Raw genomic sequence first — 17,299 nt, forward strand, 5'->3', positions numbered from 1 at the left:
AGGATTCTCATGAGTGGTCTCATGGTAAAGCTGCAGCACCTCGTGAAGCAATTTGGTACTCAAACCGTAGTCCAAGATCTGTCCCTTGATATTGAGAAAGGGGAGTTTCTTACTTTGTTAGGACCCAGCGGCTGTGGGAAAACGACCACACTACGAATGATCGCCGGTTTTGAGCAGCCCACTTCTGGTGAAATCATGCTGGATGGTCAATACGTCCACAATCTTGCCGCCTACCAACGTAACGTCAATACGGTTTTTCAAAGCTACGCCCTTTTTCCTCATCTCACTGCTTATGACAATGTTGCCTTTGGTCTTCGCGTAAAAAAAGTTCCTAAACAAGAAATCGAGAAGCGTGTCAATGATGCCCTTCGGCTGGTCCAGCTGGAAGATTATGCGCGTCGCAAGCCTGACCAGCTCAGCGGCGGACAGCGACAGCGCATCGCCATCGCTCGCGCCCTCGTGAATAATCCGAAAGTACTCTTGCTCGATGAACCGCTTGGCGCCCTGGATCAAAAACTTCGCAAACAGATGCAGGTCGAGCTAAAGCACCTGCAAAAACAGCTTGGCATCACTTTTGTCTTCGTCACGCATGACCAGGAGGAAGCGCTGACGATGTCGGACCGCATCGGAGTCATGAACCAAGGATTCCTGGAGCAGGTAGGTACCCCGGCTGAAATTTACGAGCGCCCTACCACGAAATTTGTAGCAGGTTTTATTGGGGAAACGAATCTCTTGCACGGAACAGTAAGAACGCGTGATCATCAGCATCTGCTGGTCGAATGTGAAGGGGTGCAGGTAAAGGCGCCCTCTGCAAACGTTGCGGAAAATGAATCGGTCACGATCGCCATCAGACCGGAAAAATCAGTTCTATCCTTGGAGCCGTCCCGCAATGAGCAGCTCGTTCAACTCAATGGAAGATTGACCGAACGGATTTACTGCGGCGGTTCTACTCGTACCATCGTCACTTTACATAGTGGTCAAACATTCGTTGCACTGGAAAAGACGGATCAACTCCTGCCCGCAGCTGTCGGCGATGAATTGTTTGTGCACTGGCAACCCAATCACGGGGTGGTGGTAACACGATGAATCCCCCAGTACTTGACAGTGCTCCTGCAAATCAACTGCAAAATGAGACCAAGCTCAAGTACCAGATCGACTACGGCAAAGCTTGGACGATTTGGCCAGTATTTATCTGGATGATCCTGCTCTTTCTCTTGCCGATGATCTTGGTTTTTGCCGTCAGCTTTTTTTCACGGAGTTCCTTTGGTGGAATTGGATTCCCGTTGACGTTGGAAAATTACTCGCGATTTTTTGATCCCCTCTACTTAAAAATCATCTGGATATCCTGTGTTCTCGCCTTTTATACAACAATCTGCTGTCTCGTACTAGGTTATCCCTTCGCCTACATCATCGCTCGATCCCCGACGCAGTATCGCAACATCCTTTTACTCCTCATCATCGTGCCATTTTGGACTAACTCTCTGATCCGAACATATGCCTGGATTGTACTTTTACGGACAGAAGGCGTGATCAATACCTTTCTTTTGCAGTCTGGACTGATTGAACAACCGCTCTCCCTCTTGTACAACGAGTCCGCAGTCATGATCGGACTTATCTATACCATGCTCCCTTTCATGATTTTGCCTTTATACGCTTCTATCGAGAAGCTGGATCGTTCCTTGCTGGAAGCATCCAAGGATTTGGGTGCCAAGCCATGGCAGACGTTTTGGCGAGTGACGCTGCCGCTCACGACACCAGGGATTCTGGCAGGTTCTCTGCTGGTCTTCATCCCCTCATTGGGCTTGTTTTTCATTCCTGACCTGATGGGAGGAAGCAAAACCATCCTTATCGGCAACCACATCAAAAACCAATTCCTTACCGCACGCGATTGGCCCTTCGGTTCTGCCAGCTCGATCATTCTCATGGTCCTGACTCTGGTGTTTATTGCAGTTTACATCAAGATTACCAAAGACAAACAGGGAAAGGATTTGGTATAGTATGCGCCTCTCACTGGCAAACAAGCTCTCTTTTCTCTATGCGTCCCTGATCTATTTGTTTCTGTATATGCCCATTGCGATCCTGATCTTGTACTCTTTCAACCAATCCAAGCTCAATGCAGTCTGGACGGGCTTCACCTTTGATTGGTACCTAAAGCTGATGCAAAACACCGAGGTGCTTGAGGCGATGAAGACATCGCTTGTCGTCGCACTGATCAGCACGATTGCGGCCACTATGATCGGCACACTTGCCGCAGTAGGGATGTATCGATACCAATTTCGCGGCAAAACAGCGCTTGATGCCATGCTATACTTGCCGATCGTCATTCCCGAGATCGTCATGGGCATTTCCTTGCTCGCGTTATTCTCCCAATTCGAGATCCCGCTTGGTTATCTTACGCTGATCGCTGCCCACATTACGTTTTCCATTCCTTTCGTCGTGGTTGTCGTGCGTGCTCGCATGGCTGGATTTGACCGGAGCATCGAGGAAGCGGCTATGGATCTCGGTGCGACGCCATGGGGAACGTTCATCAAAGTCACCGTTCCCATCATTGCTCCCGGGATTCTGGCAAGTGCTCTCCTGGCTTTCACACTTTCGATTGACGATGTCATTATCAGCTTTTTCGTGGCAGGTCCATCCAGCTCCACCCTGCCTTTAAAGATCTTCTCGATGGTCAAATTCGGAGTCAGTCCCGAAATCAATGCCTTGTCTACCTTGATGTTAGTTGTCACCTTATTTCTAGTAATCATCGCGGAACGTATCCGGATGAGGAAAAATTAGAGAACACATAATAGGGGGTGCCTCCATGGTCAAGAGTTGGAAAAAAACGATCACGTATTCGGCAATAGCTTTATCGTTGGCCGTCACTGCGGGCTGTAGCACATCTTCATCCACTTCGAGCGGAACCACAGCGGAAGGACTGGACAAGGAGCTGAATGTATTTAACTGGTCTGAATATGTTCCTGAAGACGTGATCAAGAAATTTGAAGAAAAGCATGGGGTCAAGGTCAATTACAGCACCTTCTCCTCAAACGAAGAAATGTTAGCCAAGGTATCTGTAGGCAAGGGTATCTACGATCTAACCGTTGCCAGCGATTACTACATCCAACCAATGGTAAAGGAAGGCATGATTCAGCCTATTGACATGAATAACATCCCCAACTACAAAAACCTGGCTGCAGAGTACATCAACAAGGAACACGATCCCGGCAACCAGTACAGTATCCCATACATGGGAAATACCGTATCTCTCGGATACAACCCGGATAACATCAAGACAGAAATCACAAGCTTCGCCGATTTATGGAAACCGGAATTGAAAAGTCAGATTGTGATGGTAGACGATCAGCGCTTTGTTCTCGGCATGGTTCTGAAAACCCTTGGCTATTCGGGAAATGAAACCGATCCGGCCCGATTGGAGGAAGCCAAACAAAAAATGCTGGAGCTGATGCCCAACATCAAAGCGTTTGACAGCGACAGCCCCAAAACCTTGATGGTGAATGGAGAAGTAAATGTCGCCTTTGTATGGGGTGCGGAAATCGCGCTGGCCCAACGTGAGAAGCCGCAATTCCGAACGGTGTTGCCCAAGGAGGGGCTGATGATCTCCTTTGACAACTTCGTCATCCCGACCGGCGCCAAACATAAGAAAACAGCGGAAGCATTTATCAACTTCATGCTGGAACCGGAAATAAATGCGGAAATATCGAAGTCCTTCCCCTACATCAGCCCGAACAAGGAAGCGCACCCATTGATTGACAAAGACATCATGAACAATCCAGCCATCTACCCTCCCGAAGAAGAAATGAAAAAGGTAGAAAGCGTAAAGGACATTGGTGATGCGATCAAGCTGTATGATCGCGTCTGGTCTGAAGTGAAAAGTTCTCAATAACGAGATGAATAAAGACAAAAGAGACGGGGAAGGAGCTCCCCGTCTCTTTTCGTTCTGATTCCCTTACTCGCGAAACCATCCGATCGGCTGTACCTGGAGATTTACATTAATCTGCTTGACCTCTGTGTACGCCTCGTAGCCATAGGTCCCCAGCTCGCGGCCGATCCCGCTCATCTTGTATCCGCCCCACGGAGCTTCGTTAAAAGTGGGGTGATACGTGTTGATCCAGGTAATGCCTGCCCTCAGCTTCCGAATGACACGTTGTGCTTTAGCCCCATCGTTGGTAAAAACCCCTCCTGCCAATCCATACTTGGTGCTATTTGCAAGACGGATCGCTTCTTGCTCCGTGGTGAACTTTTGCACCACGAGTACCGGACCAAAAATCTCTTCCTGCACAATTCTCAGGTCATGACGATCTACTGCAAAAATCGTGGGCTCTACAAAATAGCCATTGCCCCTTCCTCGATCCGTCAATCGATTTCCCCCGCAGAGGAGCTGCGCCCCTTCATCGCGTCCAAGCTGGATGTAGGCGAGCACACGCTCCATATGTTCTTTTGAAATCAATGGACCCATTTCCGTCTCTGGATCGGCTCCATCCCCCACGACGATTTTTTGAGCACGTTCCACCAGCCGCGCGAGGAATGGCTCGTAAATCTCCTCTTGCAGTAACAACCTTGATCCAGCCGAACAAACCTCTCCCTGATTGGCAAAAATCGCGAAGAGCGCATAATCGACGGCAGTTTCGAAATCGGCATCGGCAAAAACGATATTCGGGGATTTCCCTCCAAGCTCAAGAGAAAGCTTCTTCACCGTGTCAGCCGCATTTTTCATAATGGTAATCCCGGTCTCCGTCCCTCCGGTGAAGGCTACTTTGTCCACGAGCTCATTGCGAGATATCTCATCTCCGACGACGCTGCCCGGCCCTGTCACCAGATTGGCCACGCCTGGCGGAAAACCAGCCTGTTCCAAACATTCAAACAGCATGATGGTCGATAAAGGGGTCAGATCTGCCGGCTTCAACACCAGTGTATTTCCTGCTGCCAGTGCCGGAGCAATTTTCTGTGCATTCATTACCAGTGGATAATTCCAGCAGGTGATGGCGCCGACCACCCCAATCGGCTCACGTACGACCATCGCTGAAATATCGTCCGGAACATCATAGGTCTGCCCCTGAGGTTTCGTGCAGAGTCCGGCATAATAACGGAACTGGTTGACGGCATCCGATACATCATAACGAGATTCACGCAGCGGCTTTCCGTTGTTGCGTGTATCCGTCTGGGCAAACTCTTCTGCCCGAGCTTCAATCAGATCGGCGACCTTCCAGAGCAGCTCTGCCCGATCCCTCGCCTTGCTATCTCCCCATCCACCTTCATCGAATGCAAAACGCGCTGCCTGGATCGCTCGCTGCGCATCTTCACGCGTCCCCTTTGCGGCCAGAGCGATCAATTCTCCATTCGCAGGATTGCGAACCTCGAATGTTTCTCCCGAAGAAGAATCCACCCACTCTCCATTGATAAAAAGCCGGTTAGCCTTCACTATCATGACCGAAGCCTCCTTCACCGCTTATCTCCCAATTAACGAGCTATCTTCAATTCTTTCGCCAGCTGAGCTATACCTTCCTCAATGCAGGCTAGCACGTAATCCACTTGTTGGTAGCTGATTACCGCTGGTGGCTCAATTCGAATGACTGTCGCATTATTGATGGTGCCGCCTACCAGGATTTTCTTTACGAACAACATTTTGGCCAAGGTGTAGCCGAGGCTATTATTGGCGAATTCCATGCCGATCAATAACCCTTTTCCGCGTACAGCAACCAGCACTTCCGGGTACTGCTGCCGGATTTCATCCAATCGCTGCATGATGTAATCGCCTTTCTCCTTCGCCATCTGCGGGATGTTGTCTTCAAGAATCGTCTTGATTCCGGCGATCGCTCCCGCGCAGCAAAGCGGATTTCCCCCAAAAGTCGATGATCCCAAAAGGAACGGGTTCTCTTCCATTTTGCCCCACCATTTTTTCTTCGCGACCATGGCAGCAATGGGCATGACACCGCCTCCAAATGCTTTGCCGAGCGTCATGATGTCAGGTACGACATTCCAGTGATCGACACCAAACATGGTACCTGTGCGTCCCATACCTGTCTGGACTTCATCTACAATCAAGAGACATTCGTACTTGTCACAAATCTCGCGCAGACGAGGCAGAAAATCATCCGGGGGAATATTGACTCCCCCTTCTCCCTGTATCGGTTCTACGATAACTCCCGCGACGGTTTCCCCTGTCGCGATCAGCATGCGAATCGCCTGATCGACCGCGTCAGCATCTCCGTAGGGAACATGTTGGAAGCCCGGAACCAAGGGCGAATAGGGCTCACGAAACGTGGATTTACCGGACGCTGACAGCGAACCCATCGTTTTGCCGTGGAAGCCACGCTCCATCGAAATAAAGTATTTCTTACCTGTTGCCAAGCGAGCAAGCTTTAGGGCCATTTCATTTGCTTCTGTGCCGCAATTGACCAGATAGGAGTGTTGCAGATCTCCTGGGGTAATCGCAGCTACCAGCTTGGATAAATATCCTCGCAGGGGATCTACCATCTCCTGACTGTGCAAGGCATAGCGCTTGAGCTGTGCCTCAACAGCCCTGACTACATTGGGGTGGCGATGTCCCAAAAGATAAACACCATAACCGCCCAGACAATCGACGTACTCGTCACCCATCGTATCCCGAAATACAGCACCTTCATCTTCCCACTCCACGACAGAAAAGTCAGTTGAGACGGATTTACGGTGTGTCAGGATCGCCTTTGTCACATGATTCGTGAAATTTTCCACTGAGTCAGCAACGATCTTTTTCTTCTGTTCAACTGTCAGTGTCTCACTCTCGATCAGCTCCAACATCTCTGTTGCCATGGCAAGCGATTCGTCACGGGATTTTTGATGCATCATATCCACCTTCCTTGTTCTTTATATTCACTGTTTTAACTTTGCAAGAATGGTGCCACCCAAATCATCCAAAGAATCTGGAAAATATTCGGTCAAAAAGGGTAATGGAAGAAGGGAAATGAGAATGTTCTTCTTGTTTTTGAGAATGCAGGGATTCTAAGTCATTCCTTTCCATATTCACTTGCCAGTAGCATCTTTCCATTTCCCGATACTTCCGACTTTCTACCCATTTTTGCCAAAATAGGTCCCGGTTGCTGCAACATTCCCTTGTCCCTTGGCGTCTGAATAGCTGCCGGACCAAAAATTATAAAAAGATTTGAGGAGGTCACCATGAAACGAGCCATAAGCTTCTTCTTAGCGGTGATAATGGTCTTTACGCTGGTTCCTTTCGTGAGCGCAGCGTCCCCTTCTTTCGTAGACGTCCCCCGCAACCACTGGGCGTACAAAGCCATTACAGACATGGCCGAAAGAGGGATCATCGTCGGATACGATGACAAGAGATTCCGTCCCAACAATCTGGTCACACGTGCTGAATTCGCCAAAATTATGATCGCAGCCGCGGATGTCGATATTGACCGACGCAATGTATCCCAAACATTCCAGGATGTGCCAAAGTCCCACTGGGCGTTCTACTATGTAGAATCCGCCAAGCCTTATCTGACCGGCTACAAATCCGGCAGCAAGTACACGTATAAACCGAATGAGGCAGCCGTACGGGAAGATATCGCTGTAGCGATGGTGCGCTTGCTGGGCTACGACAAGTCTGTAAAGGCTGACTTGAATGTATTGAAAAAATTCCGTGACGATGACCGCATCTCACCGAATTTGCGCTCCTACGTCGCCATTGCGATTCAAAAAGATTTGATGCAAGGATCCGACAACCGCTTCCGCCCGCTGGATGCCATCACGCGTGCAGAAGCAGCATCTCTGCTCCACCGTGCTTTGATCGAGCGCAAAAACAATGATGAATCCAAAGTGGTGTTCCCGAATCCGACACCAACACCTGAAAAGCCAGAGCTGCCTGCAACTGTGACTGACAACTTCTCCAACACCGAGCTGAAAAACTGGAATACAGACAGTGCTACTGGTACTTGGGGTGTTATCAACAAACAAGTGACCGCCATCGAGACCGATGAGGATATCGAGCATTTCTTCCTGCCGCTTAATTGGAAGGAATCCACAGAGCCCGAAAAGTATGAGCTCATCGTCGATGTCATTCCATCCGGCACCAATGGCTATGGCGGTGTGTTCTTTAACGGAGTCAAGGATAAAGCGAATGTCGTATACGTGCAAAAAGATCGCGTTATCCTGGGCAAAGTAACCGATGTCGAAGATGATGATGTCGATGTCATCGCTTCTGGCAACTACAAGCTGAAAGCAACGAATCGCCTGAAGGTTGTAGTCAACGGCACGACCGTTTCGATCTACATGAACGATCAATTCCTGTTCTCCCAGAAACAAGTGAAGCAGGAAGGCACCAAGCTGGGTCTGTACCTGAAAGCAGAAGCAACGAAAGATGCTCCTCGCAAGATGACCTACCTGGATAACTTCACCTTTAAGGCTTTTGAATAGTAGGAATAGAATGGCTGGCCCGACACGCGCGATGCGTTGTCGGGCTTTTTCATGCATAGTAAAGATTCGGGTGCCCATGTATAATGGGATGGAAGCCTTTTAGAATGTAGAAGGAGTTTTTCAGATGTCTATTGTCCTGACTCAACCTTTTCGCTGGATGGATTCCGGCATTTATACACACAGTCCTCTGGAGCCCCTGATCCGGGATGAAGCGCTGACAGCCAGCTTGCGTGAAGCCAACGCTGCCCCGGTCATTCATCTATGGGTGTACGATCGTGCCCTCTACCTGGGAAGGCGCGATGCCAAGCTTCCGCATCTTGAACATGCACTGCGCCTTTTTGGAACAAAAGGCTTCGGCTGTGTTTTGCGTTCTTCCGGGGGTGCGTGCGTTCCACTCGATGCAGGGGTTCTCAATCTGGCTTGTCTTTTGCCTGATACCTCTCTTTCCATCGACTCCTTCTTCTCCTTCGTTTCCCAGCTTCTTGGAGTAGGACTTCAGCAGTATGGAACGATAGAGTTCGGTGAAGTGACGGGTTCTTATTGTGCTGGTGACTATGATTTTGCGCTTGGCGGCATAAAAATTGGCGGTATGGCTCAGCGTCGCACTCGGTACGGTTCCATTCTGCAGCTTTGTATCAACGTGGAGGAATCACCCCGCGGAGAGTGGATGGAAGACTTTTATCGGGAAGCCGGACTGGAGGAAATGGAGAGTCATAAACCCATTCCGTATATAGACGGAAAAACTGCAGGCAGCATCGCTGGTTTGACGGGACGTGAAGTCAGCGTTGCTCATGTAAAAGAGCAGTTGATGTCCGCAATCGCGAAGCATTGGCCTGTCCAATCGGTCCCTTTTTCGGTCCCGGCGGATTTGCTCCAGGAATCGACCCAGCATCTGTCGCAACGTCTGAATTTGTTTGCTTATACAGCCGAGGAATTAGCCAAGCCTGATTGGCATTTGCCTGAGTAAAGACGAGAAGATGCTTCCTGCAAGCTCCTAATGTATCCGATGTATACATGCTGCATACTGAAAGGCAGGAACCATTTGTTCCACACCTCGATTTTCCTTGCCTGGCGTATCACCGCCAGGTTTTTTTATCCTTTTTGAAAATGGCATAGCCAAGCCATGATTTCTCATGTAGACCTACCGCTTCCCGCAGTCTTGCGGTATCATAGAAGGGGTACCGGATATCTTTTGAATGAACCATGAACTACCTGCCCTAGACGAAAGAAAAGGTGGTGGATCCATATGAATCAAGACGTTTCCCTGTTACATACACCCATCAAAGATCTGATTATTGCTTCCACAAAAGTTGCCCATGTACAGCTTGGAAATTCCCTCGAACACGCATTGCTCGTTTTAATCAAAAGCGGTTATTCGGCCATTCCGGTCCTGGATCATCAATATCGGCTGCACGGACAGATCAGCACCAACCATATTTTGAATAAAAGCCTCGGCCTGGAACGCTTTGAGTACGAGCGAATGTCGGAATTGATTGTAGATGATGTCATGGACACCAAAATTCCTCGTTTGAAGGATACAGAAGAATTTATGAAAGCCCTGGAGGTCTCCATCAATCATCCCTACGTATGTATTGAAGACGACCAGAACATTTTTCAAGGAATTCTGACCCGTAAATCCATTCTTGCCTTGGTGTATCGGCATTTTCGCAATTTACCCTACCCGATGGCGGACAATCAGCCCACCACGCAGGCGTAAAACTTGCTTGGAAAAGCACAAAGACGGAGGTTTATGCCTCCGTCTTTTTACGTGCCTGCATACAAGGACCGCGCATATTCCAGGGGATGGCGATACGTCTGCTTGAACATTCCCTTTTCCCCTGCTTTGAAAAACGAATATCGCTGGTCGCGCACATTAACCTCGATTAAGGAAGGATTTCCGTTCTGGTCGATCCCGATGTCCATGCCCAAATCAGCGAGCGAGGGAAAATGTTGGCCATAGGTCTTGGCGATTTCTACCGCTGCCACCTCAATTTGCTCGCGTATCTTTTCATGCTGCTCTGGGGGAAAGCTTTCTTGCATCACGACATGAAGCGGATACGCCCTTCCCCCGCGTGACAAGTTGCTCAATTTATTTTTCTGGTTCGCTACCTTGGCAACCATCCCGCTCACGGTCCATTCCCTCTCCCCGTTTTTTTGCACAGAGACGCGAATATCGTAGGTCCTTCCTTCATACCGGGCCAGGGGTATTCCCTGCTGGATAAGAAAGCGCCTATTCCCCACCCATGCTTTCACGAATGAAAACAACCGCTGTCTGGACAGCGTTCTGCGAATCTTGGATGAAATAAAATGATACTCGTTTCCTTGTTTTTCAATCCGTCCGACCCCGATCCCGACCGATCCGATCGCAGGCTTTACATAGACGATTCTGTAAGCATCCAAAAACTGCCTCAGCCTAGTGATTGAAAAGGGAACTGTATGTGGAAGGAAAGAGCGTATCGCCGCGTTCTCCCACAACATCTGGTGGACCTTTCGCTTATCACGGACGACCAATCCGTTAAAGACCTTCCTTTTTTTCCCTAATCGGGCAATGATGGCTCGAGCCTGTTTGTCGCCGGTCAATACACGGTTATGGATGACACTCGGGATATGAACGAGACGGGGGATCAGTTTGCTGCCATTCCAAAAATATCCACGGACCCTCCCATCCCCTGCCAGCACATGCCGCGGATGAAAGAAAACGGGCTCCAGTCCAAGCTCTTTTCCGATTTCTACATAATAAGGCAGCCGCTCGTATGACTTGTCTCCCCGAATCCCCTTCTGAATGATCTCCCAGTCCAACATTATGCCGATTCTTTTCACAGAGATCCCCCTTGCAAGAATTCCTCTTCCTAGGGTATGTGCCATCAGCGAATGGGGCGTGCCTATTTTTCAAACTTCTACACCGTTCGCCGCACTTGTCAAAGCCTGCGCTTGCCCGGGAAAAGAAGGAGGAGATTTATTCTGCCCTGCGCTCGATAGCCAGCAAAAATGGCGCTTGATTCTGCTGGTTCACGTACTGATATTTCAGGACAAGAAAACGGCTCTGGTCAAGTTTCTGGCAGAAGCTTTCTACCGCCCCTTTTTCTACTTCACCTGCCGCATGCCCCCAATAGATCATGATCGTCATTATTCCGCCCCTGCGCAACAATTCCAATCCAGCTTCTATCGCGCGCAGGGTGCTGGGAGCCGTTGTCGTGATTTCCTTGTCCGCACCTGGCAGGTACCCCAGATTAAACATGATCGCTCCGACCTTCAGCTGCAAATGCGCCATTTCTTCATGACTGCACTGGTGCAGCTCGACTTGCTGGGATGCGCCGTGCTGTTCCAGACGCTCCTTCGTCTTGGCAAGCGCCTGTGGCTGGATATCGTAAGCAATGACCTTTCCCTGCTCTTTGACTAGCTGCGCGAGAAACAACGTATCATTTCCGTTGCCCATGGTCGCATCGATCACAATTTCTCCCTCTTCTACACGCTCTCGAATCAGTTGGCGTGCGACTTCCAATACATTTGGAAACATGCTGTTCTTCTCCTCTACCTAAAAACGATTACTTCCGGTTTTACAACTCGATTTGCAGCCCGATTTGAGCAATATGGCATGGTCCATTCTGGTATGCCTTCGCTTGATTTTTCACTTCTTCCACTTCATACTCCGCATACAAATGGGTGATCATCAGGGAGCGGCAGGCCAGTTCTTGGGCCAACTGAGCGGCCTCACGCACCGAGAGATGCCCCTTGGGTTCCTTCGGCTTGTTGTGATCGAGATAGGTCCCCTCGCAAATAAACAAATCCGCTCCATCGGCGAAGCCCTTCCATTTGGTATGGGGACCACTGTCTGCCCCGTAGACGAGAACTTTGCCCGAAGCTTCCAGGCGCATGGCAAAACAGGGATCTCCATCTCCATGATCCGTGCGCAAAAAGGAAATCTGAATATCGCCAATGGTCATCTGCGTCTTCTCATCGACAGGATGAAAGGTAGTTGCCTGCTTGTAGGGCAAAGACTGGGCATTGGCAATCGGCTGGGCAGGAGCATAGATCGGCAAAGGCTTTTCTGTTGGCCGCTGGGAAAACAACTGATGGACCATGATGCCGTACTGCAAGACACCCACATCTGCAATATGATCGTGATGATAGTGCGACAAGAGCAAGGCGTCTAGGTGGTAGATCGGAGTATGGTTGCCCAATTGAGCCAGTACGCCGCTGCCGCAATCAAGCAAAATGCGCGCAGCTCGAGTCTCCACCAAATAACCGGGGGTCGCACCGTTGGGACCCGGATAGGGTGATTGATACACCAGGACAGTTATACGCATAATCTGTACACTTCCTTTCATAGAATGGAAAAAGTGGGACAGGAGGTCTGAGATGCAAGGATCATGGAAAACGGCATGGCAGATCGCTTTTACCTATATGGGTACCGTCGTAGGAGCTGGATTTGCCTCCGGAAAAGAAATCATCGAATTCTTTGTCCAATACGGCCTGCAAGGTTTAATCGGCATTCTTTTGGCTACCTTCCTGTTTATCTGGGCTGGTATTCGCGTCATGTTGATCTCCTATCGTATCCAGGCTGATTCCTATCAAGCCGTCAGTACATACCTGTTCGGCCATCCTTTTGGCACGCTGTTCAACGCCCTGCTGCTAACCGTTCTTCTCGGTATTACTTCCGTCATGCTGGCGGCGACTGGATCGATTTTCTGGGAGGCCTTTCAACTGCCATCACAACTCGGGATCTGGATCAGCATGATCGCCATTTTCTTTGTCACCCGCAAAGGCTTATTCGCCATTCACCGGGTAAACAGCATTTTCGTCCCTTCCCTGGTAGCCTTTACTTTTCTGGTTTTTTGCTATGTACAACCCTGGGAAAGCCAGATGATCATTCAAGTAGAGTCTCTGCGTCCCTGGGCATGGTTGAGTTCTCCTTTATACTATGTTGCCTTAAATGTCTCTCTTACACAAGCCGTTCTCGTCCCGATCGGACGTCAGAGCAAAAGTGAAAAGCCTTTGATCGCAGGCGGCATCATCGGGGGGCTCGGAATTGGTCTGCTGCTATTACTCGCATTCGCTTCCCTTTCCGTCAAAATGCCCGGCATCTCGCACACCGAAATGCCCATGATCGCCTTGTTGCAGGGTTTGGGCCGAACGATTCCGCTTCTTTTTTCCCTCTTGGTCTACGCGGAAATTTTCTCGACGGTGGTAGCCAATGTATTTGGATTATCGGAACAATTGCGCCTCGTCACCCGGCTGCGACCTACCACGATCCTGGTTGGCATTCTTCTGATCAGCTATTTGGTCAGCTTTATCGGATTCAGCTCCTTGCTTCGCATTCTCTACCCCTTGTTCGGACAGCTCGTGCTCTTTTTCCTCGTCATGCTCTTCTATCGTCAATGGCGCAGTCGAATCTCCTAGCCGAAAGCACAAAAAAGGGGCAGTTCCCAATCGGAACCGCCCCTTCTTACCGTCCAAACCTTACGCGAATTCGGCAACCAGTTTCGCAAAGTCTTCTTCAGACAGGCGAATGTCTTGATTAGCCAAACCTTGTTCTTTGAAGCCATGAACCAGTGCTTCATAAGCTTTTTGCTCTGTATTTTGATAGATCAGACCTGTAATCAGGCCTTTGTGTTGCATCGAAGCAGCCATCGCTTTGACGCGGTCATGCGGATCGTAGCCTTCGATTGTATCTACAGGAACGATGTTCTCCTTGAACCAGTCGTATGTGTTTACCTTGTTGTAGGTTACACAAGGGCTGAATACGTTGATCAGGGAGAAGCCTTCGTGTTGGATCCCTTTTTCAATCAGTTCAGTCAAACCTTTCAGGTCGCTGGAGAAGGATTGCGCAACAAAAGTTGCTCCTACAGACAGCGCCAGCTCAACTGGAGAGATGGAAGATTCGATAGAACCAGCAGGTGTAGACTTGGTCACAAATCCAGTTGCAGAACGAGGAGATGTTTGACCTTTTGTCAGACCGTAGATTTGGTTGTCCATCACGATGTAGGTGATGTTCATGTTGCGGCGGATCGCATGGACAGTGTGGCCCATACCGATCGCAAAACCATCACCGTCACCGCCTGCAGCGATAACAGTCAGTTCACGGTTTGCCATTTTCACACCTTGTGCGATTGGCAGGGAACGACCGTGGATTCCATGGAGACCGTAGCAGTTGATGTAGCCGGAGATACGGCCGGAGCAACCGATACCAGAGATGACAGCCAGGTTTTCAGGTTCCAGACCTACGTTCGCAGCAGCACGTTGAATCGCAGCTTGAATGGAGAAGTCGCCACAACCTGGGCACCAGTTCGGCTTTACATTATTTCGAAACTCTTTCATAGTTGCCATGTTTAGTCAGCTCCTTCACTTCAGCATAGATTTCTTTCGGCAAGAATGGGTTACCGTCGTATTTCAGAACGGATTTGATCTTGTCCGCGCCACCTACGTTTTGTTTCAGCAGGTTGGTAACTTGACCTTGAATGTTATGCTCAACCACAACTACTTGTTTTGCTTTCTCCATCAGTGCTTTCATTTCATCAGCAGGGAATGGGTGGAGCAAACGAATTTGTGCATGGTTTACTTTCAGGCCATCGTTTTCAAGACGAACTTTCGCCTCTTGGATCGTACCGATTGTAGAGTTGATACCCACGATCAATACGTCAGCATCTGCGTGAGGTGCATCCGCAACAACCGGTTTTTTGAACGTTTTCAGCACGCCTTGCAGCTTGCGCATACGTTTATCCATTTGTTGCACACGGTTTGCAGCGTTTTCAGAAGGACGACCTGTTTGGTCATGCTCAACACCTGTTACGTGGTGCAGACCGTATTTTTGTCCTGGGATGACACGAGGAGAAACGCCATCTTCTGTTACTTCATAACGTTTGAAGAGGTCATTTTGCTCCTTCTCAGGCAACTCTTGTCCAGCCAGCAGTTTTCCGCGGCGGATTTCCACTTGGTTGTAGTCGAAAGGAGTTACTGTTTGTTTGCCCAAGGACAGAGTCAGGTCTGTCATCAGAATAACTGGGAGCTGATATTCTTCCGCGATGTTGAACGCTTCCACGGTATCATAGAAGCACTCTTCTACTGTACTTGGCGCGATGACAACTTTCGGAACGTCACCGTGTGTACCGTAGATCATGGCATTCACGTCGGATTGCTCGATTTTGGTCGGCATACCTGTGGAAGGACCGCCGCGTTGCGTATCTACAATGACGACTGGCGTTTCTGTAATACCGGCCAGACCGATCGCTTCCATCATCAGGGAAAGACCAGGACCTGCAGATGCAGTCAGCGCGCGAGCACCAGCAAAGTTTGCACCAATTGCCATGGTAACCGCAGCGATCTCGTCTTCCGTTTGGATTACTGTACCGCCGAATTTAGGCAGCTTTTTGATCAGATATTCCATTACCTCAGAAGCAGGCGTAATCGGGTATGCAGGCATGAAACGGCAACCTGCTGCTACTGCACCAAGTGCGATCGCATCGTTCCCGATCAGGAACAGCTGTTTTTGAGGGTTGGCTTTTTCCAATTGGAATTCAGGCAATTGGCCGCCTGTCAATTCTGTAACGAATTCAAATCCGCGGCGAATGGCGTCCATGTTCTTTTCAACGACTTTTTCACCTTTGCGGAGGAACATATCTTCGACAATAGGACGGAAGCTTTCAACCGGAATTCCCAGAATCGCACTGGAAGCACCGATCGAAACCATGTTTTTCATAAGAGATGTGCCAAGCTCATCTGCGATTTCGGTAAGAGGAACAGTCAAGAAACGTACTTCTTTCAAACCGTCCGGCAGTTTGGGGTTAAATTTCGCATCAGCGATAATGATACCGCCTTCACGAAGTTCATGCGCGTTAAAATCGATAGTTTCTTGGTCAAATGCAACCAGAATATCGAGGTCGTCAGAGATTGCGCGCATTGGTGTTGTACTCACACGGATTTTGTTGTTTGTGTGTCCACCTTTGATTCGGGAAGAGAAGTGGCGGTAGCTATACAGATGGTAACCCATCCGGTTCATCGCCATCGAGAAGATCTCACCAGTACTCTCGATACCCTCCCCTTGTTGTCCTCCAACTTTCCAAGAAAGTTGACTAATCATTCAGATTCCACCCTTTCAGTGACTGTGAGAAAAAGCAGCTTATCCTATCCATTTATTTCGATAAGATGTGACAATATTGTGCATTGACAGTACCAATTGTAGTCCTGTCCATGTAAAATTGCAAGTGCTTTTACTCTACTTACTTTTGACCTGAATCGAATTTTGAACTTTGGTTCATTAATATCCTCATGTATCATTGTAGCACGTTTCGGAAAACACGCAACTCATTTCCTCGTACATTTTGCATTCCATTCTTTTCTTCAGCAAGTCGCTATGATTTCTTGCTGCATGATAGAGGAAAAACCACGCTCTTCTATCATCAGAATGGCCTCTTTGCATGGCTTTCATACCCTACTTGCACAGCGTCTGAGGGCTTCCGCTCATCATTGCTCTCCCCCCTTTAGCATATGTAAAGGGGCTTTGTTGCGGTATGATCAGCTTGCCCATGACAAGAACGTCTGTCTTTTTTCAGAAGGATTTCTGGACAAATGAAAAAACCTGTTCATTCTACGAACAAACAGGCAGGCCAATCGGCTTGTTGTATGATTATCTGGGTTCAACGATTAGTTTGATTGCAGTGCGTTCCTCTCCATCAATCACGATGTCGGTAAAGGCTGGAATACAAATGAGGTCAACTCCACTCGGCGCTACGAACCCTCGTGCGATTGCTACGGCTTTCACAGCTTGGTTTAGCGCCCCAGCACCAATGGCCTGGATCTCAGCCGCCCCGCGTTCGCGAAGCACTCCAGCAAGGGCACCAGCAACGGAATTGGGGTTAGACTTTGCTGAAACTTTTAATACTTCCATCCTTTTGAACCTCCCGTC

General features: G+C 49.2%; 16 protein-coding genes. 8 read left to right on the plus strand and 8 right to left on the minus strand.

The features are described from left to right. Positions 1-9: 9 nt before the first annotated feature. From EDM58_RS15270 to EDM58_RS15285, 4 genes are all read left to right on the plus strand, one after another. On the plus strand, positions 10-1,086 hold the full coding sequence (locus tag EDM58_RS15270) for an ABC transporter ATP-binding protein (protein ID WP_122914104.1): 1,077 nt from the start codon (positions 10-12) through the stop codon (positions 1,084-1,086). A gap of 110 nt (positions 1,087-1,196) precedes the next feature. Then, a complete protein-coding gene (locus tag EDM58_RS15275; protein ID WP_246000782.1) occupies positions 1,197-1,997 on the plus strand; it encodes an ABC transporter permease in 801 nt (266 codons plus the stop codon). A gap of 1 nt (position 1,998) precedes the next feature. Then, positions 1,999-2,778, plus strand: a complete 780-nt coding sequence (locus tag EDM58_RS15280) for an ABC transporter permease (RefSeq protein ID WP_122914106.1) — start codon at positions 1,999-2,001, stop codon at positions 2,776-2,778. Between the two features lie 25 nt (positions 2,779-2,803). After that, complete coding sequence (locus EDM58_RS15285) at positions 2,804-3,886, plus strand: polyamine ABC transporter substrate-binding protein (RefSeq protein WP_122914107.1); 1,083 nt, start codon at positions 2,804-2,806, stop codon at positions 3,884-3,886. A gap of 63 nt (positions 3,887-3,949) precedes the next feature. On the opposite strand, the gene EDM58_RS15290 is transcribed toward EDM58_RS15285, so the two are convergent. Both EDM58_RS15290 and EDM58_RS15295 read right to left on the minus strand, forming a co-directional pair. Continuing rightward, positions 3,950-5,428, minus strand: a complete 1,479-nt coding sequence (locus EDM58_RS15290) for an aldehyde dehydrogenase family protein (RefSeq protein ID WP_425455623.1) — start codon at positions 5,426-5,428, stop codon at positions 3,950-3,952. 32 nt (positions 5,429-5,460) lie between these two features. Next, a complete protein-coding gene (locus EDM58_RS15295) occupies positions 5,461-6,828 on the minus strand; it encodes a putrescine aminotransferase (RefSeq protein ID WP_246000775.1) in 1,368 nt (455 codons plus the stop codon). Positions 6,829-7,155: 327 nt separating this feature from the next. Between EDM58_RS15295 and EDM58_RS15305 the strand changes: the two genes are divergently transcribed. The 3 genes from EDM58_RS15305 (at position 7,156) to cbpB (ending at position 10,114) form a co-directional block, all read left to right on the plus strand. Next, a complete protein-coding gene (locus tag EDM58_RS15305; RefSeq protein ID WP_122914109.1) occupies positions 7,156-8,397 on the plus strand; it encodes an S-layer homology domain-containing protein in 1,242 nt (413 codons plus the stop codon). 124 nt (positions 8,398-8,521) lie between these two features. Beyond that, positions 8,522-9,364, plus strand: coding sequence for a lipoate--protein ligase family protein (locus EDM58_RS15310; RefSeq protein WP_122914110.1), 843 nt, complete (start codon positions 8,522-8,524; stop codon positions 9,362-9,364). 279 nt (positions 9,365-9,643) lie between these two features. Further along, the gene (cbpB, locus tag EDM58_RS15315; protein WP_122914111.1) at positions 9,644-10,114 is read left to right on the plus strand and encodes a cyclic-di-AMP-binding protein CbpB; all 471 of its coding nucleotides are present in this window, start codon (positions 9,644-9,646) and stop codon (positions 10,112-10,114) included. A 47-nt stretch (positions 10,115-10,161) separates the two neighbouring features. Here the strand turns inward: cbpB and EDM58_RS15320 are convergent, their stop codons facing one another. The 3 genes from EDM58_RS15320 to EDM58_RS15330 all read right to left on the minus strand — a co-directional run bounded on the left by EDM58_RS15320 (position 10,162) and on the right by EDM58_RS15330 (position 12,704). Then, positions 10,162-11,217 carry a YheC/YheD family endospore coat-associated protein gene (locus tag EDM58_RS15320; protein ID WP_122914112.1) on the minus strand — a complete coding sequence of 352 codons (1,056 nt, stop codon included), beginning with the start codon at positions 11,215-11,217 and terminating at the stop codon, positions 10,162-10,164. Between the two features lie 136 nt (positions 11,218-11,353). Then, a complete protein-coding gene (gene mnmM / locus EDM58_RS15325) occupies positions 11,354-11,914 on the minus strand; it encodes a tRNA 5-(aminomethyl)-2-thiouridylate-methyltransferase MnmM (RefSeq protein ID WP_122914113.1) in 561 nt (186 codons plus the stop codon). A 40-nt stretch (positions 11,915-11,954) separates the two neighbouring features. Next, on the minus strand, positions 11,955-12,704 hold the full coding sequence (locus EDM58_RS15330; protein WP_122914114.1) for an MBL fold metallo-hydrolase: 750 nt from the start codon (positions 12,702-12,704) through the stop codon (positions 11,955-11,957). A gap of 52 nt (positions 12,705-12,756) precedes the next feature. Between EDM58_RS15330 and EDM58_RS15335 the strand changes: the two genes are divergently transcribed. Beyond that, positions 12,757-13,797 carry a YkvI family membrane protein gene (locus tag EDM58_RS15335; protein WP_122914115.1) on the plus strand — a complete coding sequence of 347 codons (1,041 nt, stop codon included), beginning with the start codon at positions 12,757-12,759 and terminating at the stop codon, positions 13,795-13,797. Between the two features lie 60 nt (positions 13,798-13,857). Here EDM58_RS15335 and EDM58_RS15340 read toward each other — a convergent pair whose 3' ends face one another. The 3 genes from EDM58_RS15340 to spoVS form a co-directional block, all read right to left on the minus strand. Next, the gene (locus tag EDM58_RS15340) at positions 13,858-14,724 is read right to left on the minus strand and encodes a 2-oxoacid:ferredoxin oxidoreductase subunit beta (RefSeq protein WP_122914116.1); all 867 of its coding nucleotides are present in this window, start codon (positions 14,722-14,724) and stop codon (positions 13,858-13,860) included. Continuing rightward, positions 14,696-16,474 carry a 2-oxoacid:acceptor oxidoreductase subunit alpha gene (locus tag EDM58_RS15345; protein ID WP_122914117.1) on the minus strand — a complete coding sequence of 593 codons (1,779 nt, stop codon included), beginning with the start codon at positions 16,472-16,474 and terminating at the stop codon, positions 14,696-14,698. The genes EDM58_RS15340 and EDM58_RS15345 overlap by 29 nt, the downstream gene beginning before the upstream one ends. Positions 16,475-17,020: 546 nt before the next feature. Next, positions 17,021-17,281, minus strand: coding sequence for a stage V sporulation protein SpoVS (gene spoVS, locus EDM58_RS15350; RefSeq protein WP_003385776.1), 261 nt, complete (start codon positions 17,279-17,281; stop codon positions 17,021-17,023). Between the last annotated feature and the right edge of the window lie 18 nt (positions 17,282-17,299).

Source organism: Brevibacillus panacihumi, from assembly GCF_003710985.1.
Taxonomy (GTDB): Bacteria; Bacillota; Bacilli; order Brevibacillales; family Brevibacillaceae; genus Brevibacillus; species Brevibacillus panacihumi.